Origin of the sequence: Parafrankia sp. Ea1.12 (assembly GCF_900465275.1) — a bacterium.
In the GTDB taxonomy this organism is placed as follows: Bacteria; Actinomycetota; Actinomycetes; order Frankiales; family Frankiaceae; genus Parafrankia; species Parafrankia soli.
Genome location: NZ_UBIZ01000306.1, coordinates 13,173 through 36,880, shown reverse-complemented (window position 1 = coordinate 36,880; position 23,708 = coordinate 13,173). Strand labels below are relative to the sequence as shown.

21 protein-coding genes and 1 pseudogene are annotated in these 23,708 nt (G+C 70.9%); 10 read left to right on the top strand and 12 right to left on the bottom strand.

Features of this window, described 5'->3' with window-relative positions; genetic code table 11:
* Window positions 1-25 precede the first annotated feature (25 nt).
* Together FMEAI12_RS16000 and FMEAI12_RS15995 are read left to right on the top strand one after the other, a co-directional pair.
* On the top strand, window positions 26-535 hold the full coding sequence (locus tag FMEAI12_RS16000) for a MaoC family dehydratase (RefSeq protein WP_112106643.1): 510 nt from the start codon (window positions 26-28) through the stop codon (window positions 533-535).
* Window positions 536-584: 49 nt separating this feature from the next.
* Window positions 585-1,391 carry a CoA ester lyase gene (locus tag FMEAI12_RS15995; protein ID WP_112106642.1) on the top strand — a complete coding sequence of 269 codons (807 nt, stop codon included), beginning with the start codon at window positions 585-587 and terminating at the stop codon, window positions 1,389-1,391.
* A 67-nt stretch (window positions 1,392-1,458) separates the two neighbouring features.
* Here the strand turns inward: FMEAI12_RS15995 and FMEAI12_RS15990 are convergent, their stop codons facing one another.
* Entirely contained in the window at window positions 1,459-2,940 is a 1,482-nt protein-coding gene (locus FMEAI12_RS15990) for a CoA-acylating methylmalonate-semialdehyde dehydrogenase (RefSeq protein WP_112106641.1), read from the bottom strand.
* Window positions 2,941-3,045: 105 nt separating this feature from the next.
* The gene (locus tag FMEAI12_RS15985) at window positions 3,046-4,221 is read right to left on the bottom strand and encodes an amidohydrolase family protein (RefSeq protein WP_200835306.1); all 1,176 of its coding nucleotides are present in this window, start codon (window positions 4,219-4,221) and stop codon (window positions 3,046-3,048) included.
* Window positions 4,222-4,246: 25 nt separating this feature from the next.
* On the opposite strand from FMEAI12_RS15985, the gene FMEAI12_RS15980 reads away from it, so the two are divergent.
* Window positions 4,247-5,110 (top strand): alpha/beta fold hydrolase, encoded by an 864-nt coding sequence (locus FMEAI12_RS15980; RefSeq protein ID WP_112106639.1) that lies wholly within the window; start codon window positions 4,247-4,249, stop codon window positions 5,108-5,110.
* Between the two features lie 157 nt (window positions 5,111-5,267).
* The gene (locus tag FMEAI12_RS15975) at window positions 5,268-5,933 is read left to right on the top strand and encodes a nitroreductase family protein (protein WP_071063271.1); all 666 of its coding nucleotides are present in this window, start codon (window positions 5,268-5,270) and stop codon (window positions 5,931-5,933) included.
* A gap of 148 nt (window positions 5,934-6,081) precedes the next feature.
* Here the strand turns inward: FMEAI12_RS15975 and FMEAI12_RS15970 are convergent, their stop codons facing one another.
* The 7 genes from FMEAI12_RS15970 to FMEAI12_RS39945 all read right to left on the bottom strand — a co-directional run bounded on the left by FMEAI12_RS15970 (window position 6,082) and on the right by FMEAI12_RS39945 (window position 15,565).
* A complete protein-coding gene (locus FMEAI12_RS15970; RefSeq protein ID WP_235014048.1) occupies window positions 6,082-7,902 on the bottom strand; it encodes an ABC transporter ATP-binding protein in 1,821 nt (606 codons plus the stop codon).
* On the bottom strand, window positions 7,883-8,896 hold the full coding sequence (locus FMEAI12_RS15965) for an ABC transporter ATP-binding protein (protein ID WP_112106638.1): 1,014 nt from the start codon (window positions 8,894-8,896) through the stop codon (window positions 7,883-7,885). The genes FMEAI12_RS15970 and FMEAI12_RS15965 overlap by 20 nt, the downstream gene beginning before the upstream one ends.
* A 38-nt stretch (window positions 8,897-8,934) precedes the next feature.
* Window positions 8,935-10,506, bottom strand: a complete 1,572-nt coding sequence (locus FMEAI12_RS15960) for an ABC transporter substrate-binding protein (protein ID WP_112106637.1) — start codon at window positions 10,504-10,506, stop codon at window positions 8,935-8,937.
* Between the two features lie 170 nt (window positions 10,507-10,676).
* Window positions 10,677-11,576: an ABC transporter permease gene (locus FMEAI12_RS15955; protein WP_112106636.1), complete on the bottom strand. Its 900-nt coding sequence runs from the start codon at window positions 11,574-11,576 to the stop codon at window positions 10,677-10,679.
* Entirely contained in the window at window positions 11,573-12,526 is a 954-nt protein-coding gene (locus tag FMEAI12_RS15950) for an ABC transporter permease (RefSeq protein ID WP_112106635.1), read from the bottom strand. The genes FMEAI12_RS15955 and FMEAI12_RS15950 overlap by 4 nt, the downstream gene beginning before the upstream one ends.
* A gap of 1,570 nt (window positions 12,527-14,096) precedes the next feature.
* Window positions 14,097-14,867: an ABC transporter substrate-binding protein gene (locus FMEAI12_RS39950; RefSeq protein WP_368672079.1), complete on the bottom strand. Its 771-nt coding sequence runs from the start codon at window positions 14,865-14,867 to the stop codon at window positions 14,097-14,099.
* Window positions 14,864-15,565, bottom strand: a complete 702-nt coding sequence (locus FMEAI12_RS39945) for a hypothetical protein (RefSeq protein ID WP_306769443.1) — start codon at window positions 15,563-15,565, stop codon at window positions 14,864-14,866. Before FMEAI12_RS39945 ends, FMEAI12_RS39950 begins: the two co-directional genes overlap by 4 nt.
* Before the next feature lie 622 nt (window positions 15,566-16,187).
* On the opposite strand from FMEAI12_RS39945, the gene FMEAI12_RS15940 reads away from it, so the two are divergent.
* The gene (locus tag FMEAI12_RS15940) at window positions 16,188-16,829 is read left to right on the top strand and encodes a TetR/AcrR family transcriptional regulator (protein WP_112106634.1); all 642 of its coding nucleotides are present in this window, start codon (window positions 16,188-16,190) and stop codon (window positions 16,827-16,829) included.
* A gap of 97 nt (window positions 16,830-16,926) precedes the next feature.
* Here the strand turns inward: FMEAI12_RS15940 and FMEAI12_RS15935 are convergent, their stop codons facing one another.
* Entirely contained in the window at window positions 16,927-18,150 is a 1,224-nt protein-coding gene (locus FMEAI12_RS15935; RefSeq protein WP_071063256.1) for an RtcB family protein, read from the bottom strand.
* A 364-nt stretch (window positions 18,151-18,514) separates the two neighbouring features.
* Between FMEAI12_RS15935 and fabG the strand changes: the two genes are divergently transcribed.
* Window positions 18,515-19,276, top strand: coding sequence for a 3-oxoacyl-ACP reductase FabG (fabG, locus tag FMEAI12_RS15930; protein ID WP_112106633.1), 762 nt, complete (start codon window positions 18,515-18,517; stop codon window positions 19,274-19,276).
* A gap of 88 nt (window positions 19,277-19,364) precedes the next feature.
* Here the strand turns inward: fabG and FMEAI12_RS15925 are convergent, their stop codons facing one another.
* On the bottom strand, window positions 19,365-20,252 hold the full coding sequence (locus FMEAI12_RS15925; RefSeq protein ID WP_071063252.1) for a fumarylacetoacetate hydrolase family protein: 888 nt from the start codon (window positions 20,250-20,252) through the stop codon (window positions 19,365-19,367).
* A 187-nt stretch (window positions 20,253-20,439) separates the two neighbouring features.
* Here FMEAI12_RS15925 and FMEAI12_RS15920 point away from each other — a divergent pair, with 187 nt between their 5' ends.
* Entirely contained in the window at window positions 20,440-21,651 is a 1,212-nt protein-coding gene (locus tag FMEAI12_RS15920; protein WP_112106632.1) for an acetyl-CoA C-acetyltransferase, read from the top strand.
* A gap of 77 nt (window positions 21,652-21,728) precedes the next feature.
* Here the strand turns inward: FMEAI12_RS15920 and FMEAI12_RS15915 are convergent, their stop codons facing one another.
* Window positions 21,729-22,886, bottom strand: a complete 1,158-nt coding sequence (locus FMEAI12_RS15915) for an acyl-CoA dehydrogenase family protein (protein WP_112106666.1) — start codon at window positions 22,884-22,886, stop codon at window positions 21,729-21,731.
* Between the two features lie 236 nt (window positions 22,887-23,122).
* Between FMEAI12_RS15915 and FMEAI12_RS36645 the strand changes: the two genes are divergently transcribed.
* The 3 genes and pseudogenes from FMEAI12_RS36645 to FMEAI12_RS38225 all read left to right on the top strand — a co-directional run bounded on the left by FMEAI12_RS36645 (window position 23,123) and on the right by FMEAI12_RS38225 (window position 23,696).
* Window positions 23,123-23,266: a hypothetical protein gene (locus tag FMEAI12_RS36645; protein WP_160144284.1), complete on the top strand. Its 144-nt coding sequence runs from the start codon at window positions 23,123-23,125 to the stop codon at window positions 23,264-23,266.
* Window positions 23,251-23,451 (top strand): annotated as a pseudogene (locus tag FMEAI12_RS39940) (CoA transferase); the annotation flags it as partial. The gene FMEAI12_RS36645 and the pseudogene FMEAI12_RS39940, both read left to right, overlap by 16 nt.
* A gap of 86 nt (window positions 23,452-23,537) precedes the next feature.
* The gene (locus FMEAI12_RS38225) at window positions 23,538-23,696 is read left to right on the top strand and encodes a hypothetical protein (protein WP_235014047.1); all 159 of its coding nucleotides are present in this window, start codon (window positions 23,538-23,540) and stop codon (window positions 23,694-23,696) included.
* Window positions 23,697-23,708: the final 12 nt, after the last annotated feature.

Genomic DNA, 23,708 nt, shown 5'->3' with positions numbered 1-23,708 from the left:
TCGGGCAGACAGATCAGGCGGAGATGTGACGCGAATTCAGCAGCGCGGGCTTTATTTCGAGGAGCTGCAGACCGGCGCGATCTACGTGCACAGCCCGGGCCGCACCCTCGGCGAGGCCGACAACACTTTCTTCTCCACTCTCACGATGAACCCGCAGAGCCTGCATCTCGACGCCGCCGCGAGCGCGTCCACGGAGTTCGGTGAGCGGCTCGTGAACAGCATGATGACCCTGTCGGTCATGGTCGGGCTGAGCGTCCCGCAGCTGACGCAGGGCACGACGGTGGCGAACCTCGGCTTCGGCGCCATCAGCTTCCCCGCGCCCGTCCTCGCCGGCGACACCATTTACGCCGAGACCGAGGTCCTGTCGAAGCGGGATTCCCGCTCGCGGCCGGCGAACGGCATCGTCGTCTTCGTGCACCGGGCCCGCAACCAGCGCGGCGTGCTCGTCGCGCAGGCCGAGCGGACCGCGCTGATGCTGCGGCTGCCGGCCGGTGAGGGCGCCGGCGGGGAGCCTGCCGGCCCGGACGCCGGCTGACGTATCCGGTGGTCGATGTTCTGCCGGGAGTTTCGAGGTGGGAGACAGCGTGACCGACTGGGCACTGGGATCGTCGCTTCTGTTCTGCCCGGCGGACCGGCCGGACCGGTACGAGAAGGCCCTGGCGGCCGCGGACACCGTGATCCTCGACCTCGAGGACGCGGTCGCCCCCGCGCGGCGCCCTGAGGCCCGTGTGGCGCTCGTCGAGCACCCCGTGGATCCGGCCCGCGTGATCGTCCGGGTGAACCCGCGGTCGACCGCCGACTACGACGAGGACATCCGCTGCCTCGCCCGCACCGGGTACCGCACGATCATGCTGGCGAAGACCGAGGACGTCCGCGAGGTCGAGGAAGCGGACCCCTACCAGGTGGTCGCGCTGTGCGAGACGGCGCGCGGGGTCCTCGCCAGCGCCGAGGTGGTGCGCGCGCGGAACCTGGCGGGCGTGATGTGGGGCGCGGAGGATCTGATGGCGTCGCTCGGCGGCAGCTCGAGCCGGCTGCCCGACGGGCGGTACCGCGACGTCGCGCGGCACGCCAAGTCCACCGTCCTGCTGCACGCCGCCGCCTCCGGCGTGCCGGCGATCGACACGGTCTTCCTGGACGTCGCCGACGTCGCCGGCCTTGCCGCGGAGGCCGACGAGGCCGTCGCGTCCGGCTTCGTGGCCAAGGCGTGCATCCATCCCTCACAGGCGGCCGTCGTCCGCCGGGCGTTCCAGCCGTCCGACGAGGACGTCGCCTGGGCCCGGCGGGTGGTGAAGGGCAGCGAGGGCAGTGCCGTCTTCCTGCTCGACGGCCAGATGATCGACGCGCCGCTCGTCGCGCAGGCCCGCCAGATCCTGCGCCGGGCGGACGCCTAGCCGTGCCGGCCGGGCGCCGGGGGGAGCGGGCCTGGTGTGTGCCCCGTCCCCCCGGAACCCGGGGCTGTCAGCGGTTCGCGGGGAAGACCAGGTCGACGGCGGTGGGGGTCGACTCTGGCCACCGTGAGGTGACGACCTTCGGCCGGGTGTAGAAGCGGATCCCCTCCGGGCCGTAGATCGGGGCGTCGCCGAAGATGGACGCCTTCCAGCCGCCGAACGAGTGCCAGGCGACCGGCACCGGGATCGGCACGTTGATCCCGATCATGCCGACGTCGACCTGGCGGGTGAAGCGGCGGGCAGCGCCGCCGTCCTGGGTGAACAGCGCCACGCCGTTGCCGTACTGGTTGCTGTTGATCAGCTCGATGGCCTCGTCGTAGCTGTCCACCCGCACCACGCTCAGGACCGGGCCGAAGATCTCGTCGTCGTAGACGCGCATCCCCGGCCTGACGCCGTCCAGCAGCGAGCAGCCGACGAAGTACCCCTCCTCACGGCCGGCGGAGCCGTCGACGACGACGCGGGCACCCTCGTCGGTCGCGCCCTGGACGTAGGACCGGACCCGGTCGCGGTGCTCGGCGGTGATCAGGGGGCCCATCTGGGACGACTCGTCCGAGGCCGGGCCGACCACCACGTCGGGGATGCGTGCGGCGATCGCGTCGACCAGCGGGTCGGCGACCGCGCCGACCGCGACCACGACCGAGATCGCCATGCAGCGCTCGCCGGCGGACCCGTAGCCGGCCGAGATGGCGGCGTTCGCGGCCGACTCGATGTCGGCGTCCGGCAGCACAACCATGTGGTTCTTCGCGCCGCCGAGTGCCTGCACCCGCTTGCCGGCGGCGGTGCCCGTCTCGTAGATGGAGCGGGCCACCGGGGTGCTGCCGACGAACGACACGGCGTCCACCCCGGGGTGGGTGAGCAGGGCGCGCACCGCCTCGGCGTCGCCCTGCAGGACGTTGAACACGCCGTCCGGGAAACCGGCCCGGGTGACGAGGTCGGCCAGGATCAGCGAGGCCGACGGGTCCTTCTCCGAGGGCTTGAGGATGAAGGTGTTGCCGGTCGCCACCGCGTTGGCCAGCATCCACAGCGGCACCATGACGGGGAAGTTGAACGGGGTGATGCCCGCGACCACGCCGACCGGGTGCAGCTCGGTGTGGACGTCGACGCCCCGGGAGACCTCCGAGCTGTGCGAGCCCTTCAGCAGATGGGGGATGCCGCAGGCGAACTCGACGCACTCGATGCCGCGGGCGACCTCGCCGAGCGCGTCGGAGTGCACCTTGCCGTGCTCGGCGGCGACGGCCGCGGCGAGCTCGTCACGGCTGGCGTCGAGCAGCTCGCGTAGCCGGAACAGCAGCGTCGAGCGGTTGCTGAGCGAGGACGCGCCCCAGCTCACGGCGGCGTCCCGGGCGACGCGCACCACGTCGTCGACCTCCGCGGGGGAGGCGAGGGTGACCTCCCCGGTCTGCACTCCGCGGCCCGGGTCGAAGACGCGGCCGACGCGGCCGGAGGCCGAGGGGGCGGACTTGCCGTTGATCCAGTGCCCGATCGTCTTCACGCGTTCCTACTCCTGACTCGCATCCTGTACGGATGCCCGATTGTGTCTGGACATGAAGCGCCGGGGCGACCGGGGCAGGACCCCCGGCTGCCCCGGCTGACTGGTTCAGAGGCGGTACAGCCTGCGGGCGTTCTCTCCCAGGATCTTCGCCCGGGCCTGCGGAGACAACGTGGCCAGCTTCGGCCCGACGGTCCCCAGCGGGTCGGGATAGAGGCAGGTCGGGTGGGGGAAGTCCGTCTCGAAGAGGATGTTGTCCTCGCCGACCGCGTCGATCAGTGCCGGGAGCTTGTTCCGGTTCTTCTCGAACCAGAACGTGGCGTAGATGTTGCTCCGGAAGTACTCGGACGGCGGCTTGCGCATCCGGCCGAGCTCCTCGGGAGCGTTCTCGGACATCTCGTAGTCCAACGCCTCGAGGATGAACGGGATCCAGCCGACACCGCTCTCCACCGACACCGTCTTCAGGTCGGGGTGCCGGTCGAAGATCCCGGAGAGGATCAGATTCGTCACCACCCGTGCGTTCCCGATGAACAGCAGTGTGCCGCCGATGGCGAGCTTGGTGTTGTTGTCGTGTGACGGCCACGGGTACTTACCGTAGAACGTCATCGTGGTCACGCTGGCCCCGATGTGGAAGTGGACCGGCAGTTGCAGTTCGGTGCACACCTCCCAGAACGGGTCCCAGGCCGGGTTGGCGAGGTCGGGGGCGCCCAGGTCCTGCGGGTCCGAGGTCATGTTGACCCCGCGTGCGCCGAGGGCGTGGACCCGGCGGGCCTCGGCGACGCACAGGTCGACGTCCCAGGCCGGCATGAGCGGCAGGGGTAACAACCGGTTCCCCGAGTCGCTCTGGATCTCGGCCATGGCGTCGTTGTAGATCTCGACCGAGAGCCGGGTCAGCGCGGGGTCACTGGCCGCGCCCAGGTCCTGGCCGCCGAGGCCGATCGTGCTCGGAAAGATGATCTGCGCGTCGATGCCGCACTCGTCGAGCACGCCCAGGCGGACGGCCGGATCGTAGGCGCCGACGTGGACCTGGTCGATCGTCCAGTGGTGCAGCGCGGTGTCCGCGCTCTCCTTGTGGCCGTCGCGGCCGATGACACCGGCTGCGCTGAAACGCCCGACAGGCTTACCGTCGAAGACCCACATCGGGGTGCCGTCGACATCCTCTACGCGAGGCACCCGGTCACGGTATGCAGCCGGTGCACGCTTGGTGAACAGATCCGGGGGCTCTGACCAGTGCGAATCCGCATCGACGATGAACAGGTCGCTCTCTTTCAAAGATATCGACATGGATGTCGATGTTAATATGTGACTCATGACACGAGCAACAGTTAACGGGTTGTCGGTCGCCTACGAGCTGATCGGCGAGACAGGCCAGCCCTGGGCGATCACGCCGGGTGGGCGTTACAGCAAGGACACGCCGGGTGTGCGCGAGCTGGCCCAGGAGATCGCGCTGACCGGTCGGCGGGTTCTGATCTGGGACCGGCCGAACACCGGCGAGTCCGACGTCAGCTTCGACGGGGCGTCCGAGTCGGAGATGCAGGCGGACACGCTCGCCGCGCTGATCAGGCATCTTGACCTCGGGCCCACGGTCATCGCGGGCGGCTCGGGTGGCTCCAGGGTGTCGCTGCTCACGGCCGCACGTCATCGGGACGTCACCTCCGGCCTGGCCATCTGGTGGCTCAGCGGTGGCATCTACGGTCTGATGAGCATTGGTGTGCACTACGGCAGCGGCTCGTTCACCGCCGCCTGGAACGACGGAATGGAAGCGGTCGCGGCGCTCCCGGAATGGAGCGAGCCCATCAGCCGTAACCCGGGGAACCGCCAGCGTATTCTCGACCAGGACCGCAAGGAGTTCCTGGCCACCATGGAACGCTGGATGTCGGTCTACTGCCCGCGGGAAGGCGAGCTCGTGCCCGGCCTTCCCGATGACGACGCGCGCAAGCTCGATATCCCGGCGCTTGTCCTGCGCAGCGGCGTCAGTGATATTCACCACCGGCGGGAGACCTCCGAGCAGATTGCGCAGCTGCTGCCCAGGGCGGAGCTCAAGGAGCCGCCGTGGAGCGACACTGAATGGAACGACCGGCACACCCCGGAGGCGGCGAAGGAAGGTCTTTTCTTCAACTGGCCGAAACTCGCCCCCGTACTGCTGGAGTGGGCTGACGAGAATCTGACCTGATCGAGGTTCGCGGTACGCGGCGGCGCTCCGCCGGGAGCGCCGCCGGCTCCCCGCCGCGGGCCGTGGGCTCCGGGCGGTTTGACGCGCGTCACGGGTGTGGTGAAGGTTGACATGTCGCCATGCCCGTCGCGGGTCGGACCAGAGGAGTAGCTGCCGAATGAGTGATCTGGAACCGGGATCCGCCGCGCCCGCCATCGAGCTCCGCGAGGCCATGCGTACCGCGCGCTCGCTGCGCCGTTTCCGGCCCGACCCGGTCTCCGACGAGGTGCTCGCCCGCTGCCTGGAGGCGGCGACCTGGGCGCCGTCGGGGTCCAACGCCCAGTCCTGGCGGTTCGTCGTGCTGCGCTCCCCGGAGGTCCGCGCCGTACTCGGCCCGGCGTTCCGCGAGGGGTGGGACTGGGTCCGCACCATCTACGGCCAGGCCGACGAGCGGCCGGCGCCCGACGACGACTCGCGCGAGGCCCGGCTGACCCGCACGATGCTGCACCTCGTCGACAACTTCGAGAGCGTGCCCGTCTACGTGCTGTTCTGCTACCGGCTGACGGGCTTCGTGCCCGAGTTCATCGAGGGCGGCTCGATCTACCCGGCGATGCAGAACTTCCTGCTCGCCGCGCGTGCCGAGGGCCTGGGCACCGTCCCGAGCACGTGGTTCACCTTCGCTGAGGAGAAACTGCGTGCCGTCGTCGGTATCCCGGACGAATGGCGGATCGCCTCGCTGGTGTCCGTCGGCTGGCCGGTGGGCAAGCACGGACCGGTCCGCCGCCGTCCGCTGCACAAGGTCGCCGCCCTCGACACCTGGGACAATCCCCTGCTCAACGGGTGACGCCCGAGGTGTGTCCTCGCTGACGGCTCATCTCGCCCGACGTACGTGCCACCGCCTGGGGCCTCCGGCAAGCGAGGCCCCAGGCGCAGACCAAGGTCTGATGCGGCGTTGCCGGAGCCGATCCCGGAAATCTGGGATCGGCTCCAGGTCAGGCGGTGGTGCCCCCAGAGGTCTTCTTCGTCTCCCCGGCTGCGCTGCCGTCCGCGTCGTCGCTCACGGTCGTCTCGACGGTGGGCGGGTCACCAGCGTCCGTGGCCTGCTCCGTGGTCGCTGTAGCCGTGGGAGGCTCGGTGCTCGCGGGCGCCGCGGTGCCACTCGGCGTCGTCGCGGTCTCGGCCGTGGCCGGGTCGTCGGTGGCCGGGGTTGGCACGGCGGCGGTCCCGGCCGCCACTGACTCGTCGGTGGTCGGCGTCGTCGAGGCCTCGGTCGCGGTCGCGGTCTGCTCACCGACGGCCGATTCGACCGTCGGCGGGTCGCCCGCCGCCTGGTCGTCCGCGGCCTGGTCGTCCGCGGCCGCCGCCTCGTCGCCCGTGGTGGCGGGTGCCGCGGCGGCCTTGGCGAGCGCGGGCTCGGCGGTCACCGACGTGGCGAGCGTGGGCTCGGCCACCACGGGCTTGGCGACCTTGGGCTTGGCGACCTTGGGCTCGGCGACCTTGGACTCGACAGCCGTGGGCTCCGCCGCCGTCGCAGTCGCCGGTTCGCCGGGCGTGAGCTTGGCGGCCGCGACCGCGGGCTCGCTGGCCGCGGGCTTGCCTGCGACCGGCTCGGCCGCCACAGGCTCGGCCGTCACCGACTTGGCGGCTGCGGGCTCGGTGACCGAGGGCTCTTCGGTGACCGGGGGCTTGGTGGCCTCGGGTGTGGTGACTGTGAGCTCGCTCGCCGGGGGCTCGGTGGCGTCGGGCGTGGTCTCGGTCAGGGTGGCGGTGACCGGCGTGGCCACCTCCGTGGCCGCTGCCGCGGCCGCCGATTCGGCCAGCGGTGAGGTCAGCGGGAAGTGGCAGGCCACGTACTGGCCCGGGCGGACCTCGCGGATCTCCGGCTCCTCGGAGGCGCAGCGCTCCTCGGCCAACGGGCACCGGGTGCGGAAACGGCATCCCGTCGGCGGGGACAGCGGGGAGGGCAGATCGCCCTCCAACGCGGGGCCGGTGAAGCCGCGCTCCGGGTCGGTCAGCGGGACGGAGTCCAGCAGCGCCCGGGTGTAGGGGTGGGCGGGCTGGTCGTACACCAGGTCGGAGTCGCCGAACTCGCACACCTTGCCGAGGTACATGACCAGGACGTCGTCGCTGACCGCCCGTACGACCCCGAGGTCGTGCGCGATGAACACGACGGTCAGGTCGAACTCGGCCTTCAGCTCCTCGATCAGGTTGAGGATCTGCGCCTGCACGGAGACGTCCAGGGCGGAGACCGGCTCGTCGCAGATCAGCAGCCGCGGGTGCAGCGCGAGCGCGCGGCCGATCGCCACCCGCTGCGCCTGGCCGCCGGAGAGCTGGCGGGGCAGCATGTCGGCGAAGCGGTCGCCGTCCAGCCCGACCTGTCCGAGGACGGACGCCGACACGGTGGCCCGTTCGGACGCCGGGGCACGGGCGACCGCCAGACCCTCGACGACGATGTCCTTGACGCTGCGGCGGGGGTTCAGCGACGCCACCGGGTCCTGGAAGATCATCTGGATGGAGCGGCGGAGCTCGCGCATCCGGCGTTCGCCGACTCCCTCGATGCGCTCGCCGGCGAACGTGATCTGGCCGGAGGTCAGCCTGTCCAGCCGGAGCACGGCGCGCCCGGTCGTGGACTTCCCACAGCCGGACTCACCGACGATCCCGAGCGTCTCGCCGGGCAGGACGTCGAAGCTGACCTTGGAGACGGCCTGGACCACCCCGCCCTTGGTCGGGTACTCGACCACCAGGTCGCGCACGCTGAGCAGCGCATCCTCGCCGCGCAGATGGGCGGTTCCGCTACCGGCCAACGAGCTCACCTCCGGGGACGACCGCGGCGCCGTCCTGCACCGGGCTGATGCAGGCGACATCGTGATCCGCACCGACGGAGACCATCTGCGGCCCGGGGTCGGCACACTTGGGGTCGACGTGCCCGCAGCGCGCGGCGAACCGGCATCCCGGGGGCGGGTCGATGGGGTTGGGCAGCGAGCCCTGGATGAGCCGCATCGGTGCGTGCCGCTCGTGGTCGATGGTCGGGGTCGCCTCGAGCAGCGCGTGGGTGTAGCGGTGCCGGGGGGCCTCGAAGACCTGCCGGGTGGCCCCGGCCTCGGCCAGGCGCCCCGCGTACATCACCGCGACCCGGTCGGTGCGGCCGGCGACGACCGCCAGGTCGTGGCTGATCAGAATCATGGACATTCCGTGATTGCGCTGGACCCGGCGTAACAGGTCGAGGATCTGGCGCTGGACGGTCACGTCCAGCGCCGTGGTCGGCTCGTCGGCGATGAGCAGTGTCGGCTCGCAGGCGAGCGCGGTCGCGATCATGACCCGCTGCCGCATGCCGCCGGAGAGCTCGTGCGGGTAGTTGCGCAGGCGCCGCTCGGGGTCGGGCACCCCGACCTCCCGGAGGAGGTCGAGGGCCCGACCGCGTGCTTCGGAGCGGCCGACGCCGAGGTGCTTGCGCATCCCCTCGGTGAGCTGCCGTTCCACCCGGACCACCGGGTTGAGCGATCGCCCCGGGTCCTGGAACACCATGGCGATCTGCTTGCCCCAGATCTCGGCGCGTTGTTTGCGGGGGAGGGTGAGCAGGTCCCGGCCCTGGAACACCACCTGGCCGGAGCACCCGGACCGCGCCGGCATCAGGCCCATGATCGCGCGGGCCATCACCGACTTGCCGGACCCCGACTCCCCGACCACGCCCATGGCCTGGGCGGGGTCGAGGTCGAGGGAGACGTCGTCGACGGCGCGCACGACTCCACGCGGGGTGCCGATGTAGGCGCGCAGGTTGCGCACCTGCAGGACAGGATCAGTACTCATGGGCGCAGGGACCTCTCATCCATCCTCCGGACCTACGGCTACTTCTTGATCCAGAGTTCCTCGACCAGCAGCGAGCCGCTGCCGTACTGGACGATCCCGCCGACCTTGGCGGTGCCGATCGCCGCGTTCGTCGACCGCTGGTAGAACACGACCGGGCTCAGCGCGACCAGCCGCTTCTGCACCGTCGCGTAGGCGTCCTTGCGGTCCGCCTCCGTCGTCGCGGTCCGACCCGTGAGCAGCGCGTCCGAGAGCTCCTTGTCCTTGACGCCGGACAGGTTCGCCACGGAGTCCTGGCTGAACGCCTGCCACAGCCGCGGCTCCGGGTCCTGGAAGGACGCCGACGAGACGAGCAGGTCGAAGTCGAAGGTCGTGCGCAGCGCCGCGACCTGGCCGAGGTCGACGATCTTGACGGAGACCGTGATGTTCTTGAAGGCGCTCAGCTGGGCCTGGATGTTCTCCGCGATCGCCCGGTTCTCCGAGGACGGGAAGCTGGAGAAGGTGAACTTCACCGGCTTGCCGTCGGCGGCGAGCTCGTCGAGGAGCTTCTGGGCGAGAGCCTTGTCCGTCTTGTGTAGCGGCGTGTCCGAGAAGAGGGGCGAGGTCTTGTCGAACAGCGTGTCAGGCATGGGGGCGGTGCCGTTGTAGGCGGCGAGGTTGAGCGCGTCGAGGTCGATCGCCGCCGACACCGCCCGGCGGGCGCGGATGTCGTCGAACGGCGCCCGGCGCGAGTTGAACGCCATGAAGTTGCCGCCGTTGAGGGTGGTCACCACGGCGTTGAGATCGGACGTCTCAGCCTTGTCGATGTTGACCGTGTTCGTGTCGATCGCGACGTCGGCGCCACCACTGATCACCGTGTTGAGGCGCTGGGTGGCGTCGACCGCCGAGCGCATGGTGAGGCGGTCCAGGTAGGGCTTGGGCGCGTCCCAGTACTTGGGGTTCTTGACGAACTTGATGTCCGCCTGGCGGGTCCAGCTCGCCAGGGTGAACGGCCCTGCGCCGATCGGGTTCTTGTCGAAGGAGTCCCGTCCGGCCTTCAGGGCGTCGGGCGAGGCGATCCAGTTCAGCGACGAGTTCAGGACGGCCTGGGCGTACGCCGGCACGGGGCTGACCATCGTGGCCTTCAGCGTGACGTCGTCGACCACCTCGGTCGACTCGATCATCCGCGCGTCCACGACGTAGGAGGAGCCGACGGTCGGGTCCTTGATGCGGTCCCAGTTGAACTTGACGGCCTCCGCGTTGAGCGGGGTGCCGTCCGAGAACACCAGGCCGGGCTTCAGCTTCAGCGTGAAGGTCTTGCCGTTGTCAGTCGTGGCGAACGACTCGGCCATCGTGTACTTGACCTTGCCGGCCTCGTCGGTGATCATCAGCGTGCCGTACAGCGCGTTGCCGACCGGGGCGGTGATCGCGGCCTGGTTGCTGAGGGTCGCCGGGTCCAGGCTGCGCGGGTCGCTCAGCAGCAGGATCCGGCCCTCGCCGCCGGCGACCGGCTGGCCCGCGGCGCCGCTCGTCGACGAAGCGGTGTCGTCACCGCCTCCACCACCACAGGCCCCCAGGGCGAGTGCCGCGCCGCACACGACAGCGGTGGCGACTAACCGGGACTTACGGAACATCGTTGACCTTTCGTCAGCTCTAGAAACGGAGAGTGTGGAACGGGAAGCCGTGCAAACGGCGGGTGGGGGCAGCGCCGTTTGTTCACGGCCCAGGCGGTGCGCGCTGGGAAGAGCCAGTCGCGCACGCCAAGTGGGGTGCGTTCGGTCGCGCGTCCTGCTCGGGCGGGTCGTCAGTCGCGCATCGTCCGGTCGAAGCGGCTGCGCAGGTGGTCGCCTGCCTGGTTGAGCGCGAAGACGGTGAAGAAGATGACGACCGCCGGCACCAGCACCATGTGCGGGGAGTCGGCGATGGCCTCCTTGCCGTCGGAGATCATGCCGCCCCAGCTGGGCTGGGGCGGCGGGATGCCCATCCCCAGGAAGCTCAGCGACCCTTCGGCCACGATCAGCGCGGCCATCACGACCGGCAGGAACGCGCCCAGCGGTGGCAGCAGGTTCGGGAGGATCTCCTTCACCAGGATCCGCGTGTGCCCCGCGCCCATGTTGCGGGCGGCGGTGACGAACTCGCGGGACGACCAGGCGAGGGTGTTCGCCAGCGCGAGCCGGACGAACGTCGGGATGATCAGGAGTGTCAGGCCCACCAGCAGCGTCCGCACGCTCGGCGTGAGGATGGACGACAGCGCCAGGAGCAGGATCAGCGGCGGGAACGCCAGCATCGCGTCGGTGATCAGCCGGATGATCCAGTCGACGGCCTTGCCGAGATAGCCGGCGAGCATGCCCAGCAGGGTTCCGATGACGGCCCCGATGAGGCCCGCCACGGTTCCGACCAGGAGCGAGACGCGCGCACCGTACACGCATCGCGACAGGATCGACCGGCCCTGCTGGTCGGTGCCCAGCCACAGGTCGAACGAGCTGAAATCCGGTCCCTGGCGCGGCTTCCCGATGGGAATGGAGTACGACGCCAGCGGCAGCACGTCCGCCAGCGCGGCGAGCGCGATCACCGCGATCAGCCAGACGTACGCCAGGTACACCAGGATCGAGCGGGACTTTCGCACCGCCGGGACGATCGGCGTGTCCAGCGCCGGGGCCGGCGGTAAGTGGACCTCGCGGTCCACCACGTCGGGGGTGGTCATGCGTTGGCAGCCTTCCTGACGCGCGGGTCGAGCCAGCCGTAACTGAGATCCACGAGCATGTTGATGACCACGTAGACCACGGCGATGAACACGACGATGCCCTGAACGGTGATGATGTCGCGGGCAGTGATCGAGTAGACGACGAGCTGGCCCAGGCCCGGCAGCGAGAACAGGGACTCCACGATCACCGTGCCGCCGATCAGCCGGCCCAGGTTGATGCCCACGAGGGTGACCAGGGAGAACGAGGACGGCCGCAGGGCGTGGCGGGACATCACGTAGGACGGGCTCATGCCCTTGGCGCGGGCCGCCCCGATGAAGTCCTCACGCAGCGTGCCGACCAGGTCGGTGCGCAGCAGCCGGTGGAAGGACGCGATCTCGGTCAGGGAGATCGCGAGGACGGGCAGGATGGCGCCGCGGAGGTTGTCTCCGAGGCCCTCGCTGACGCGCGACCAGCCCGTCACCGGGAACCACCCGGCCTGCAGCGCGAAGAAGTAGATCATGACCGGGCCCGCGATGAAGGCGGGTACGGAGAGGAACACCGAGGACAGCGCGGTGATCGCCCGGTCGATCGGAGTACCCGGCCAGCTTGCGGACACCACCGCCAGCAGCACGGCGACGAGCAGCGCGAAGACCAGAGCCATCGCGGCGAGCTGCAGGGTGACCGGCAGCCGCTCGACGATCGCGTCCAGGACGGGTTGGTTGGTCACCGGGGAGGTGCCCAGGTCGCCGGTGACGGCGTTGCCGAGCCAGTGCGTGTACTGCGACCACAGAGGCCGATCGAGTCCCAGCTTGGCGTTCAGAGCGGCGATGGCATCCGGTGTCGCGTTCTCCCCCAGGATGACGGAGGCCGCTGACCCCGGAGCCAGGCTCAGTAGCGCCACGGCCCCCATGGTCACGAGTAAGACCACCAGCAGGCTACGGCCTACACGTCTCGCAACAGTGAGCAGCATGCAGCTCGCTTCCTTGATCCTTCGAAGGTCGCACGGACAACGACTGAACCGGTCTGCGTAACGTCACCGACGGCGAATACGCCGATATCTCTCGGACAGAGTTATAGCCGGTGATCACGCCGTTGCCAACATTTCGGGTGTCCCGGTGTCACCTCCGTCCGCACCGTCACTGACCAGCCCATCGTGGGCCAGAGTAGGGCTCGGTGGCACCCCCCGGCGATGTTGATCTTGTGGGCCCAGTGGTGGTCGCGACATATCGGACACGTCGTTCCCGTGGGGGGAACCCATATATCGCTGTTATGAAAATGCCGTTCTGTGCAAGTTTTCGGTCCATTGGAGAATGCTTTTCTAAGCATTCTTTTGGTGTCTGGCCGGGTGGCGTTGACGGCTGCCCGTGCATGTTGCTGTGAGGAAGCTCTCGTGGTTCGGGTGGTGCGGGGGAACGGTGACCCAGGCCACTGCTCGTCGCCACTGAAACGGGGTGGGGAACTCGCCGGGTGGGGTGTCGAAACGAAGATCCCGTGATTTCCATCACGGCCGGATGCGGCCGGGTCGGGCGGGACTGGAGTGCGGGTCGTTCGCGCTGCAAGGAGGCCTGGCCCGTGGCGTCCTGGTGAGCAGTCAGGGGCGGCCCGTCGTGGCCGGGAGCGCATGGTCGGGACGTCCCGTGGTGCCGGATCGGCACGGTCGGCGCCGCCGGTCCGCCGCGTTGGCCGCTGGGCGGTGCCAAGCCGCCGGCACCCACCGGTACAGCGGTTTTGGAGGCCCGGGCGGCCGGGCCGGCGCGGTCCCATCCCGCCCCCGCCGACCGGCGCGGGCGGCCGCGGCCCCCGGTGCCGCCCGCGCGCGGGGCCCGGACGGCGGCCCGGCGGCCGCGGTCGGGCGCCGCCCGGCGCGGCGTGGCCGGCGTCCGCGTGGCCGCCGGGAACAGGTCGCTGCCAGGCCGGGAACAGGGGGGAATCAGGCAGATATGCGGCCTGGTTTGGTGCGGTCCACTAGTGCGGACCGGTCCTCGGGAAGTACGAATCCCGCACTGATCTTGACATCGGCCGCGGCCCGGCGGCGCTTCTCATAAATCCGGGTGAAGGGCGGTTCTCGGCCGGTCGTGAAGCGGGCGGCGGCAGCGTCGAACCGGCTGGCCGACAATTGGTTGAATGATTCTGTCCCGGGTCGCCGGCCGGCACCGTGACAGGGGTGTCAACTGGCGGCATGGGAATACCGCCGAACGTGATCCGTCCGGGTCGGGATGCATGCCGACGGTCAGCGCTCGGCTGTCTCCGGGCAGGGCGAGACCGGCCCCGGTCGCCCGGCACCGCGAGGCCCGCCCGCGACGCCGGGCCGCCCCGTGGGCACGATCGCGGTGCCGGTGCCGGTGCCGGTGCCGGTGCCGGTGCCGTCGCCGAGTGTGGCTGCGTCGTCGTCTCCCGAGGGTGCGGCCCGCCCCCGCGAGCGCGGCGCGGAGGATCGGCGGCGGCGCCGTCGTGCTCGCGTCCGCGTCGCCAGGCTCGCGCCCGCGGGATCCGGCCACCTCGCGTCAGTTCTCCGATGGGCGGAGTGGGTGAGTACTTCTTCACTTGTGGTCGAGAGTGGGAGCGCGGCGGATGGCGCTCGCGTCCGCGAGCTCGGCGGACGAGATGCACGAGGCGGCGGCGCGGGGATCCCGGTTGCCGGGTGTGCCGCCGTCCACTGTGTTCCTGATCCGTCCGGTCGAGGTGACGATCGGCCTGGTCGGCCTCAGCTGATGCTTGGCGGGCCGGGGCTCGGACCGCGACCGGTCGTTGTTCGGCCAGCAGAAGAAGAGATCCTTCTCCGTACCGCCCACGACCTTGAACTTCCCGTTCCGCACCTGGACCACGGCGAAGCACTCCTGTTTGTAGCCGTGGGTCGCCGGGTCGTCCTGCGTCGGGCTTTCGTGCTGGCGGCTCCAGCCGATGGGATTGATCAGGCCGTCCGCGCTGTACTCGGTCATGACGTTCGTCGCGGCGATGACCTTGGCGCGGTCAAAGGAGGGTCCGGCGGCGAGAATTCCCTGGTAGGCGAGGTCGGCGTCGATCCAGTCGTTCATCGCGGCCTCGGTGGGCTCGGCGCCGGTCTCGTTCATCCACTTGAAGTAGTCGGCGAGCGCGCTGCCGCTCGCGTCGGCCTCGAACGGGCGGAAGGCGACGCCGATGTAGTCCCCCTCGAACAGGTCGCCCGCCGCGGCGACGAACTTCTGGTCATAGGTGTTCGGATGGTAAAGCGGGATGTCGCCCATGCCCTGGCGCTCGAGCTCCTGTGTCAGCGTCTTCATGCCGTTGAGGTCGAGGCAGGTGCCGATCATGTCGGCGCCGGCACGCTTCATCGCGGAGCCTCGGGGCCGATCCCGTTCGGCAGGCCGAAGGCCAGGTCGTCGTTCTTGTACACGACCTCCTGGCCGGTCTTGTCGTGGTAGAGCTCGATCGTGTCGGTGATGGTCGACGCGCAGCGCTTCGAGCTCTCCGAGACCCCGTAGCCGAGGGCGCCGATCTTCTTAGCGCCGGCGAGCTCCGCCGCGTACGTGAAGGTCCGGTTCGTGCACTCCAGGCAGGTCACTCCGGCGTTGCCGAAGATCGAGTCCTGGCCGGCCATGGCCTGCGGCTGGATGGCCCACACGTACTGCGGGACGCCGGCCTTGGCCAGGTCACCCCAGCAGGTGGGCAGCTGCGCGGCGCCGAAGTCGGCGAACGTGTCGTTCTTGGTGATGATCTGCAGCGCGCCCTGCTGGTTCTGCCCGAGCGCGTCGTCGATCTCGGTGGTGACGGTCAGCCTGCGGCCGTGCACCCCACCCGTGCTGTTACGGAAGGCGAAGCAGGCCTTGATCCCCCGGGAGAAGCAGTCGAGCATGCAGGAGCCGGTCGGGTTGTTGGTCTTCGTGCCGAGAACCGAGAAGCGGATCTCGTCCTGGGTGACCCCCGGCGCCCCGTTCACCGTCAGGTCGGGCGCGGCCGTCGTCTCCCCGCCGTCGGCGTCGTCGCTGGAACTGGAACTGGAACAGGCGGTGAACGCCAGGCCCAGGGTCATCAGTAGACCCAGTAATCGTGTCGGCGGGTACCTGACTTCTTCATCGGGATGATTCATCCTCTGTTTCCAGGCGCGGGGGCTGCTTCCAGGTGGGCGGCACGGCTCGGTGTCGGCTCGACGGCTGGTGACGGCGATGCGGAACGGGCGGTCCGAGACCGCGAAGGCGGGCAATCCTGATGCCTGGTTCGACGGCATTCAGGATGATCTGACCGGGGAGCATAGCGCCATTCGTGCGAGAAGTCTCGCCTTAAAGTGGTGTGCCGCCGTCCTGGACTCCGGGCGCCAAGGCCCCCGGATCATGCCTGGTGACCCGGTTCGTCGGCCGGTGTCGGGACGCGGCGACGTGAGCGTCCTGCGGGCGCGGGTGGGTCTCCGGAAGGTCTTGGGGAGTGAGCACTCACCATTTCTGGTCCGGCTGCGTCCCGCAGGGAGCCCGCCGCGCGGGACGGCGTCCCGTCCGGGAACTGGCAGACTGGCCAGGCAGGGCAGGCGAGCCCCCAGACCGAGGCAGGTGCCGCGATGCGCAACGACCGCACGTTCCACGGTCGTGGCTAGACCCGCGCGCGATCCGGCGGCGTCACCCACGGCCGGGCCGCCGGCGTCCACCGGGGCCGAGCGGGCGGTGCCATCGGCGGCCGAGCCGGCGGTGCGACCCGAGGGTGAGCAGTCGGAGTCGGGCCGCCGTTCCTACGACAGCCCCGTGCGCCGTCAGCAGGCCGAGCGGACCCGGGAACGCATCGTCGCGGCCGGAGCCGAGATGGTCCACGGGTTCCCGAGCTGGGACTGGCGTGAGCTGACCGTGCGGGCCGTCGCCCGGCGTGCCCAGGTCAACGAGAGCACGATCTACCGCTACTTCGGCAGCGAGCGGGGGCTGCGTGACGCGGTGATGCGCCACCTCGAGCAGGAGGCCGGCGTGGACGTGGACACCCTCCGCCTGGACGCCTTCGGCGACGTCATCGGCCGGGTCTACTCCTATCTCTCGTCGTTCCCCACGAGCGGCGGGCCGACCGGCGACCCGACGTTCGCGGCGCTCGACCGGCGCCGCCGCGACGCGCTCGTCGCCGCCGTGGCCGCCGCCGCGGACGACTGGTCGCCGGCCGAGTGCGAGCTCGTCGCCGCCGCCCTTGACGTCTTCTGGAGCGTGCCGTCGTTCGAGCGCCTGATCACCGTGTGGGAGCTGGACGCCAGCCAGGCGAGCCGCGTCGCCGGCTGGGTGATCGAGCTGATCCGCGGCGCCGTCCGGGACGGCCACGGACCGCGCTGACCCGCGTCCGCCCGGCGGCCCGGCGCCCGCCGGCAACGCAGCGCCCGCCCGGCCAGCGGAGCGCGGACCGGGCGGACGCGGGCTGGTCCGGGTCGGGTCAGCCCTTCACACAGAGGACGGCGCGCAGCTCGGCGGCGACGTCCACGAGATCGCTCTGGTGGGCGATGACGGCGTCGATGTCCTTGTAGGCGGCGGGGATCTCGTCGAGGACTCCGGGGTCCTTGCGGCACTCGACGCCGGTGGTCTGGGCGACGAGGTCGTCGGTGGTGAACTCCTTGCGGGCACGGGTACGGCTCATCCGCCGCCCGGCGCCGTGCGCGGCCGAGTGGAACGACTCGGCGCTACCGAGGCCGCGGACGATGTATGAGCGGGTGCCCATGGAGCCGGGGATGATCCCGTACTCGCCGGCCCGGGCCGAGATCGCGCCCTTGCGGGTGACCAGGACGTCCGCTCCGTAGTGGTGCTCCTCGGCGACGTAGTTGTGGTGGCAGTTGACCGCGGCGAAGGCGGTGTCGGCGGCGTGCGGCCCGTGCGTGGGCGGGGTCGGCACGCGCAGCGTGGGCAGGTGGTCGCGCAGCGCGTCGACGTAGAGAGCGAGCATGGTGTCGCGGTTGCGGCGCGCGTAGGTCTGCGCCCAGGTGAGGTCGGCCCGGTAGGCGGCCATCTCGGGGGTGCCGGCGAGGAAGACGGAGAGGTCCCGGTCGCGCAGGCCGGTGTTGTGCGGGAGCTTCTTCGCGGCCGCGATGTGCAGCTCGGCGAGGGTCTTGCCGATGTTGCGCGAGCCCGAGTGCAGCATGAGCCAGACGGCGTCCTCGGTGTCCAGGCAGAGCTCGACGAAGTGGTTGCCCGAGCCCAGGCTGCCCATCTGCGCCATCACCCGGTCTATGCTGCCGCTGCGCCCGGTGACCTTGGGGTGCAGGTCGCCGAAGGTCCCCCACAGGTCGGCGTAGCCGCGGACCCGGCGGGAGATCTCGGTGTGCCCGCGATGGCCGACGGGGATGGCCGCCTCGACCGCGGCCCGTACCGGCCCGAGGTCATCGGGCAGGTCGGCGGCGGTCAGGTTGGTCCGCAGCGCGGCCATCCCGCATCCGATGTCGACGCCGACGGCGGCCGGGGAGACGGCGTCACGCAGCGCGATCACCGAACCGACCGTCGCGCCCTTGCCGAGGTGGACGTCCGGCATGACGGCGACGTGGTGGTGGACGTAGGGGAGTTCCGCGATGGTGCGGAGCTGGTCGAGCGCGGCGCTTTCGACCTCCTGTGGAGAGGTCCACATCCAGATCGGCGCGGTCGCTCCCGCCAGCTCGTGGACGGGGGTCACGGGGCATCACTCCTCGGTCACGGCGCGGGACCGGTGCCCCGCGTGCCGCCGAGATCAACGATGGCCGGTTTCCGTGCCGACGGCCATTCAATTTCCGTTGGCCCGGCGGATCCCCTCCCCGCGGAGCAGGTCGTTCGGACTGATCCGCGGGGCGGGGATCCGCCGTTCGAAGCCCGGCGTCAACCCGTTACCCGTGAGGCCCGCCGGGCAGGTCGTCGCCGTCCTGGACGCGTCGGTCGTCGGCGCCTGACAGACTTTCTCGGCGACCCGGTCTCCGCCCGGTCTCGCCCGGTTCCAAGCGGTCCCGGGGCGGCCCGGTCGCCATTCGTCCGACAAGCGAACGTCATCGTGCGAGGAGACCAGCATGCCCGCTGCCCAGGACCGCGTCGCGATCGTCACGGGGGCCGCCCGCGGCATCGGTGCCGCCACGGCGCGCCGGCTCGCCGCCGACGGCATGGCCGTGGCGGCGCTCGACCTGGAGGAGAGCGCGTCGAAGGGCACCGTCGAGGCGATCGTCGCCGCCGGCGGGACCGCGATCGCCCTCGGCGTGGACGTGAGCGAGGCCGAGCAGGTCACGGCCGCGGTGGAGCGGGTGGCCGCCGAGCTCGGCGGGCCGACCGTCCTGGTGAACAACGCCGGGATCACCCGCGACAACCTGCTGTTCAAGATGTCCGAGACCGACTGGGACCTCGTCATGGGGGTGCACCTGCGGGGCACGTTCCTGACGACCCGCGCTGTGCAGAAGTTCATGGTCGAGGCGGGCTTCGGGCGGATCGTGAACCTGTCGAGCACGTCGGCGCTGGGTAACCGTGGCCAGGCGAACTACTCGGCGGCGAAGGCGGGCCTGCAGGGATTCACCAAGACGGTGGCGATCGAGCTCGGGAAGTTCGGCGTCACCTGCAACGCGGTGGCGCCCGGTCTGATCGCGACCGAGATGACCCGGGCGACGGCCGAGCGCCTGGGGCACACGTGGGACGACTACGCCGCCGCCCGCGCGGCCCAGATTCCCGTGGCCAGGGTCGGCGAGCCCGAGGACATCGCCCACACCGTCTCGTTCCTGGTGAGCGAGGGCGCGGGATTCGTGTCCGGTCAGGTGATCTACGTCGCCGGTGGGCCGAAGGCGTGAACGTGCCCGGTGACCCCGGCCCGCGTTGACGCGGAACACGGGTGTGGTGGGCCGACCCGACCCGCCACGGGTTCGGCCCACCGCCGGGTCACGGCCGGGCGGACGCGTCCACGACCGGGTTGCGGATCGTGCCCACCCGCTCGATCCACACCTCGACGACGTCACCCGGACCCAGGTAGCGGGGCGGCTTGCGGATGTAGCCGACCCCGGCGGGAGTTCCGGTGATCAGGATGTCACCCGGGTTGAGGGTCAGGGTGCGGCTCACGAACGACAGGATCCGGCCGATCGAGAAGATCATGTCGCTGGTGTCGCCGTCCTGTACCACCTCGCCGTTGACGCGGGTGACCAGCCGCAGGCCCGCCGCCGGATCGCCGACCTCGTCGGCGGTCACGACGGGCCCCATCGGCCCGCTGCGGTCGGAGTTCTTGCCCAGCGTCCACTGCGCCGAGGCGCCTTGGGCGCGGCGGGCGCTGAGGTCGTTGAACACCGCGTAGCCGAACACGCCGCGCAGGGCGGCGTCCTCGTCGACATCGGTCATCCTGGACCCTACGATGACGGCGAGCTCGCCCTCCCAGTCCAGGCCCCGCTCGCCCGGCGGGACGGGGACGGGGGTGCCGTCCACCGTCAGGGACGCGGTCCACCGGCCGAAGATCGGTGGCCGCCTGGGCAGTTCCAGCCCGGTCTCCGCGGCGTGCGCATGATAATTCAGCCCCATGCCGAGGATCCGGGCTCCGGCCGGTACGGGCGGGACGAGCTCGACGTCGGCGAGGTCATGCTCACCGGCGGTCATCCGGCGGGCCTTCGCCGTCCAGTCGGCGAGGTCTCCGTAGAACTCGTCGACGTCGGCGACGCGGGCGACCCGGGGGCGTTCGTCCCCGGCCGTGCCCATGGGCCCGCCCTGCGGGCCGGCCCCGTCGGCACCGAACACCAGGCCGACCACGACCCGCCGTCCGTCCCGCAATCCCACGAACCGCATCGAACCCGTCCTCCCTCCCACCCCGACACCGGCCGCCCCGGCTCGGATCGGACACCGGAATTGTGCACCACGGGACGCCAGGAAGCCGGCGCCCGCGTGTTATGACAGCGACATCGTTCTGGTCCAGTTCACCTCCGGCGCCACACATCCGGTCCCCCCGGGCCACCCGACAACTAACGGAGGACTCATGCGTGAGGCGGTCATCTGCGAACCGGTGCGCACCGCGGTCGGGCGCTACGGCGGTGCGCTCGCGGCGCTGAGCGCGCAGGCGCTCGGCGCGGCCGTGCTGCGCGGCCTGCTGGACCGGACCGGCCTGCGGTCAGCGGACATCGATGACGTGATCTTCGGGTCGTGTTATCCGACGATGGAGGCACCCGCGCTTGGCCGGGTGGTCGCCCTCGACGCCGGCCTCGACGTCACCGTCGCGGGCCTGCAGCTCGACCGCCGCTGCGGATCGGGCGTGCAGGCGGTCACGACGGCCGCGATGCAGGTCCAGACCGGAGTGGCCGACGTCGTGATCGCCGGGGGAGCGGAGAGCATGAGCAACGCCCCCTTCTACTCGACCCGGATGCGCCGGGGGTCGGGCGGCGGGGACGTCACGCTGCACGACGCCCTGGCCCGCGGCCGGGTGACCGCGGGCGGCGCGAACTTCCCCGTCCCGGGCGGGATGATCGAGACGGCGGAGAACCTGCGGCGGGAGTACGGGATCTCGCGCTCCGAGCAGGACGAGTTCGCGCTGCGGTCGCATGTCCGGGCCGTGGACGCGCAGGCCGCCGGTCGGTTCGCGGACGAGATCGTGTCGGTGTCGGTGTCGGGTCGCGGCGGTTCGGTCGTCGTGGACGTCGACGAGCATCCCCGCGCCGACGCCAGACTCGACACGCTCGCCGCGCTGCGCCCGATCATGGGTAGGACCGACCCGGAGGCCACGGTCACTGCGGGCAATTCCAGTGGGCAGAACGACGCGGCGTCGGCGTGTGTCGTCACCCATCCGGAGGCGGCGAGGCGACTCGGCCTGCGTCCGCTCGGTCGGCTGGCGAGCTGGGCGGTCGCCGGTGTGGAACCCGCGAGGATGGGGATCGGACCCGTTGCGGCCACGGCGAAGGCGCTGGAGCGGGCGAACCTCAAGCTCGCCGACATCGACCTGATCGAGCTCAACGAGGCCTTCGCGGCGCAGGTGCTCGCCTGCACCCGGGAGTGGGGGCTCACGACCTCGGACCTGGACCGGCTCAACGTCAACGGTTCCGGGATCTCGCTCGGTCATCCCGTCGCGGCGACCGGTGGCCGGATCCTCGCGACCCTGCTCCACGAGATGGAGCGCCGGGACGCCCGGTACGGGCTGGAGACCCTGTGCATCGGCGGCGGCCAGGGGATCACCGCGATCTTCGAACGGGTCGGCTGATTCGGGTCGGCCGACAGCGCGGGGCCGCCTCGAACCGGGTCGGCCCCGCGCTGTCGGCCGTCACCTGCCGTTCGCGCCTACCTGACGCCGGCGTCGCGCAGGAGCTGACGTGCGATCACGATCTGCTGGATCTGGCTCGTGCCCTCGTAGATCCGGAACAGCCGGGCGTCACGGTAGAAGCGCTCGACCGGGACTCCGCGCATGTAGCCCGCCCCGCCGTGGATCTGCACCGCCCGGTCGGCGACCCGCCCGACCGCCTCGGAGGCGAAGTACTTCGCGCACGAGGGGCCGATCCGGGTGTCGCTGCCGTCGTCGAACCGGGCGGCCACGTCGACGACGAGCGCCCGCGCCGCGTAGAGGTCGGTGGCGGAGTCGGCGAGCAGTCCCTGCACGAGCTGGTGGGTACCGATCACGCCGCCGCCCTGCACCCTGGTCGCGGCATAGGACACGGACTCGTCGACCAGCCGCTGGGCCAGCCCGACGCACAGCGCGGCGATGTGGATCCGGCCGTGGGCCAGGCAGCGCATCGCGGTCGCGTAGCCGCGGCCCACCCCGTCCTCGCCGCCGATCACCGCCGACGCCGGGACCCGCACGTCAGCCAGCAGGACGTCCGCCGTCCACGCGCCCGCCTGGCCCATCTTGTGGTCCTTTGGGCCGACGCTCAGCCCCGGCGCGTCGCGTTCCACCATGAACGCCGTGATGCCGTGCCCGCCCTCGGCACCGGGGTCGGTGCGGGCGAAGACCATGAAGACGTCGGCCAGCGGCGCGTTGGTGATGAAGCGCTTGGCACCGTTGATCACCCACTCGTCGCCGTCGCGGCGCGCGGATGTCGCCAGGCCCGCGGGGTCGGAGCCGGCGTTCTCCTCGGTGAGGGCGAACGCGGCCGTCCACTCGCCCGAGGCGATCAGCGGCAGGTAGGCCTTCTTCTGTTCCTGGGTGGCGCCCTCGAGCAGGACGTGGCCGGCGATGCCGTTGTTGGTCCCGAACATCGAGCGGAAGGCCGGCGTGGTGTAGCCCAGCTCGAAGACGAGCTGGACCTCAGCGCTCATGTCCAGCCCCAGGCCGCCGTACTCCTCGGGGGCGGCGAACCCGAACAGGCCCATCGCCGCCGCCGCACGGCGCAGGTCGGGCGGGATCGCGTCGGTCCGCTCGATCTCCGCCTCCGCCGGGACCACGCGCTCGCGCACGAAACGCCGGGTCGAGGCGATGACCTGCCGCACATCATCATCGAGCACGAGATCTCCATCCAGGTCTGGTCCGCTCACGGTCCACGGTCCACGGTCCACGGTCCACGGTCCACGGTCGGCGGGCCGGATGAGCGTCCCGCCACCCGCCACCCGTGTCCATCGACCGTGGGCCGTGGGCCGTGGGCCGTGTCGACACCGGCTCAATAACCGCATACTTTATCTAATCTGAGCGTGCGGTCGCTCCCTCGGCGGTCGCGCCGGCCGAGGCGACCATGGGACGGGCAATGTATGGATCTTCCAGCCGTGGGACCGGCGCGGAGGGCGGCGAGACGACCGGCGTCATGGCCGGCGTACGGGTCGTCGAACTCGCCTCCTGGGTCTTCGTCCCCACCGCCGGGGCGGTGCTGGCGCAGTGGGGGCCGACGTGATCAAAATCGAGCACCCCTGGCTCGTCGGCCAGGCGACACGCCCGGCCCCGGCGGGCGGTTCGCCCGACCCGCTGGATGAACTGCTGGAGCGGGCGAACCGTGGCAAGAGGAGCATCGCGCTCGACATCACCCAGGCCCCGGGGCGCCGGGTGCTCCGGGGCCTCGCCAGCCGCGCGGACGTCTTTCTCACGGACTGGCCGGACGAGGTCCGCCGGCGGGAGCAGGTGGACGTCGCGGACCTGCGCCTGTCATCTACGCCCACGGGGCCGGTGTGCCGCTCGACGACGCCCCCGGGCGGTTTGAGCGCGCCGAGACCGCCCGGACCTCGTCGGTGGACCGGACGGCTCCCGTCGGGCCGCCTGCCGCCGGGGCCGCCGACGAGACGGCGGACGTCCCGCGCTCGCTCAGCTCGGTCGTGCCGGGCCTGTAGTCGCCGGAGGAG

Coding starts and splice junctions, on each gene's coding strand:
- FMEAI12_RS15920 (WP_112106632.1), top strand. CDS start 20,440: ATGCGTGAGGCGGTCATCTGCGAACCGGTGCGCACCGCGGTCGGGCGC.
- FMEAI12_RS15925 (WP_071063252.1), bottom strand. CDS start 20,252: ATGCGGTTCGTGGGATTGCGGGACGGACGGCGGGTCGTGGTCGGCCTG.
- FMEAI12_RS15985 (WP_200835306.1), bottom strand. CDS start 4,221: ATGTCGATATCTTTGAAAGAGAGCGACCTGTTCATCGTCGATGCGGAT.
- fabG (WP_112106633.1), top strand. CDS start 18,515: ATGCCCGCTGCCCAGGACCGCGTCGCGATCGTCACGGGGGCCGCCCGC.
- FMEAI12_RS15980 (WP_112106639.1), top strand. CDS start 4,247: ATGACACGAGCAACAGTTAACGGGTTGTCGGTCGCCTACGAGCTGATC.
- FMEAI12_RS15955 (WP_112106636.1), bottom strand. CDS start 11,576: ATGACCACCCCCGACGTGGTGGACCGCGAGGTCCACTTACCGCCGGCC.
- FMEAI12_RS39950 (WP_368672079.1), bottom strand. CDS start 14,867: ATGAAGCGTGCCGGCGCCGACATGATCGGCACCTGCCTCGACCTCAAC.
- FMEAI12_RS39945 (WP_306769443.1), bottom strand. CDS start 15,565: ATGACCCTGGGCCTGGCGTTCACCGCCTGTTCCAGTTCCAGTTCCAGC.
- FMEAI12_RS15960 (WP_112106637.1), bottom strand. CDS start 10,506: ATGTTCCGTAAGTCCCGGTTAGTCGCCACCGCTGTCGTGTGCGGCGCG.
- FMEAI12_RS15965 (WP_112106638.1), bottom strand. CDS start 8,896: ATGAGTACTGATCCTGTCCTGCAGGTGCGCAACCTGCGCGCCTACATC.
- FMEAI12_RS15950 (WP_112106635.1), bottom strand. CDS start 12,526: ATGCTGCTCACTGTTGCGAGACGTGTAGGCCGTAGCCTGCTGGTGGTC.
- FMEAI12_RS36645 (WP_160144284.1), top strand. CDS start 23,123: ATGTATGGATCTTCCAGCCGTGGGACCGGCGCGGAGGGCGGCGAGACG.
- FMEAI12_RS15975 (WP_071063271.1), top strand. CDS start 5,268: ATGAGTGATCTGGAACCGGGATCCGCCGCGCCCGCCATCGAGCTCCGC.